2 protein-coding genes and 1 pseudogene are annotated in these 2,704 nt (G+C 58.9%); 1 reads left to right on the forward strand and 2 read right to left on the reverse strand.

Going from position 1 to position 2,704, the window contains the following annotated elements; translation table 11 throughout:
• A pseudogene (locus NW820_RS05010) lies at window positions 1–573 on the reverse strand (aspartate carbamoyltransferase); the annotation flags it as partial.
• A gap of 9 nt (window positions 574–582) precedes the next feature.
• Window positions 583–1,878, reverse strand: a complete 1,296-nt coding sequence (purB, locus tag NW820_RS05015; RefSeq protein WP_414406854.1) for an adenylosuccinate lyase — start codon at window positions 1,876–1,878, stop codon at window positions 583–585.
• A gap of 133 nt (window positions 1,879–2,011) precedes the next feature.
• Here purB and NW820_RS05020 point away from each other — a divergent pair, with 133 nt between their 5' ends.
• Window positions 2,012–2,593, forward strand: coding sequence for a Uma2 family endonuclease (locus NW820_RS05020; RefSeq protein ID WP_011430559.1), 582 nt, complete (start codon window positions 2,012–2,014; stop codon window positions 2,591–2,593).
• Window positions 2,594–2,704: the final 111 nt, after the last annotated feature.

Raw genomic sequence — 2,704 nt, forward strand, 5'->3', positions numbered from 1 at the left:
CACCAAGGCATAGATATCGGAGCGGGCCACCCGCGAGTGGAGAATATCGCCGACAATGGCAATTTTGATCCCTTGCAGCAACTCCAGGCGGGGACGCCGGGGATCCAGATGGCTGCAGAGGGTAAACAAATCCAGCAAACCTTGGGTGGGATGTTCGTGCAGGCCATCCCCAGCATTGAGAACGCCCACAGGGGATCCACGGCGGTCGATCTCGGCAGCTAATTGTTGGGGCACCCCTGCCTGGGCATGGCGAACGATCAAGAGATCGGATCCCATGGCCAGAAAGGTGCGGGCCGTATCCAAAAGCGTCTCCCCCTTGCCCAAGGAAGAAGTGCCAGGGGAAAAGTTAAGCACATCGGCCGAAAGGCGCTTGGCCGCCAGCTCAAAACTGGAACGAGTGCGGGTGGAAGGCTCGAAGAACAGCGTCACCACCACCTTCCCCTGCAAGGTGGGCACCTTGGGCAACCGCCGCGTCAACACCTCCTGGAAACTGGCAGCGGTTTGCAAAACGATTTGATATTCTTCGGGGGTAAAGTCCGCCAAGCCCAGGACATGTTGCCGCTGCCAAACCATAGGGGATCCTCAAATGCCCAGGCGGGCAAAGATCTCGTCCAAATGGGTTAGGTGGCGCCGCGGATCAAAACAAGCCTGCAGTTCCGCCTCGCTGAGGTGAGCCATCACCCGGGGATCCGCCAGCAGATTGGCGCGGAAATCCCCGCCGGGCTGGTTCCAGGCGCGGTGAGCATTTTCCTGCACCAGGCGGTAGGCTTCCTCGCGGCTAAGGCCCTTCTCCACCAAAGCCAGCAGCACCTGCTGGCTGAAGATGACGCCGCCGTAGAGGTTGAGGTTGCGCTCCATGTTGCGAGCGTGAACCTGCAGCTGGCCCACCAGCTCCGCCATGTTGACCAACAGATAGTGGCAGAGGATGGAGGCATCCGGCAGGATGACCCGCTCTACGGAGCTGTGGGAGATGTCCCGCTCATGCCAAAGGGGAATGTTTTCTAGGGCCGAGACGGCATACCCGCGCAGGAGACGGGCCAGCCCCGTCAGTTGTTCCGCCTTGATGGGGTTGCGCTTGTGGGGCATAGCAGAGGATCCCTTTTGGCCGGGGGCAAAGTACTCCTCAGCCTCCAGTACCTCTGTTCGCTGCAGGTGGCGGATTTCAGTAGCAAAGCGCTCTAGGGAAGAGCCAATCAGAGCCAAGGTTTGCACGTATTCAGCGTGGCGATCCCGCGAGATTACCTGTGTCGAGGCTGTATCGGGCTTCAGGCCCAGGCGAGCGCAGGCCAACTGCTCCACCTGGGGAGGCACGTTGGCGTAGGTGCCCACGGCGCCAGAGATCTTGCCCACCGCCACCACTTCCCGCAGGCGAGCTAGGCGCTCTTGGTGGCGCAGGCACTCGGCCAGCCACCCTGCCAGCTTAAAGCCAAAGGTAATCGGCTCGGCGTGAACACCGTGGGTGCGGCCGATCATGAGGGTGTAGCGGTGCTGCCGAGCTTGGTCGCGGATAGCAGCGATGAGGTCGGCCAGGCGAGCTTGCAAGATCTCCACCGAGGCCACAAGCTGCAGGGCCAGAGCGGTATCCAACACGTCCGAGCTGGTCAGGCCCAGGTGGATGTAGCGCCCTGCCTCGCCCACGTGCTCGTTGAGGTTGGTTAAGAAGGCAATAACATCGTGCTTCACTTCCGCCTCAATTTCCAAAACCCGCGCCGGGTCAAAGGTGGCTTTGGCTCTGATCTCCTGCAGGGCTTCTTGCGGGATCCGCCCCAGCTCCGCTTGCGCTTCACAGACAGCCAGCTCCACCTGCAGCCAGGTCTGGAGCTTGTGGGCAGTGGACCAAATCTGGCCCATTTCGGGCAGAGTGTAGCGCTCGATCAAGGTGCCTTTTCCGTCGGTACAGTAGGATGAGCTAGGCTATTTTAGCCTTTGGCGTCCCCCCTCGAGGAAAAGCCGCTGGGGGATCCCTGCGGGCTTGGCTTGCGGTGTCGAAGGAGCAGCAAGGAGTTTGCAGATGACCGTCGGAGCTGTGCCAACTCAGGGAAAAAGAGCTTGGACAGCCGAAGAATTCATGGCGTTGTCCAGGGAGGGACATCGCTACGAGATTGTTGATGGGAAGCCAATTGATATGGGAAGCGCGGGGGCACTCCATGGTTATGTCTGCAGCCTCCTATTGGCAGCTTTGACCCCCTACGTTTTGTCCAACAAGCTGGGGATCGTTTTAGATTCCAGCACTGCTTTTAAGATGAAGAGTGGAAATTGGCGCTCCCCTGACATCTCTTTTTTTGCTAAAGAACGCTTGCAGGGCATGGCTGAACTGCCCACAGGATTTTTGGAAGGCGCTCCAGATCTGGCTGTTGAAGTGCTTTCCCCCCGCAATACGGTTGAAGAAATTCATGACAAGCTGGTGGAGTACTTTGAAAATGGCAGCCGCCTGGTTTGGCTGGTTCACCCCAGCGAGCACTACGTCCTGGTGTATCGCAGCTCTCAAGAGCCTGACCGCCTCCTGAAATCGGTTGATCTTCTAGAAGGTGAAGAGGTTATTCCAGGATTTGCCCTGCCGGTGGCTCATCTATTCCAGAAGCTTTCCTTGTAACATCCCCCCGCCCTCACTCTAGCCAATAGAGCTTGGGCCTCCCAACCTTGCCATTGGGCATTCCTGCCCCGCGTCACAGAACGACTTGGCAGAGGAGTCGGTATCTCGACC

The organism is Synechococcus sp. R55.7 (genome assembly GCF_047461955.1).
In the GTDB taxonomy this organism is placed as follows: Bacteria; Cyanobacteriota; Cyanobacteriia; order Thermostichales; family Thermostichaceae; genus Thermostichus.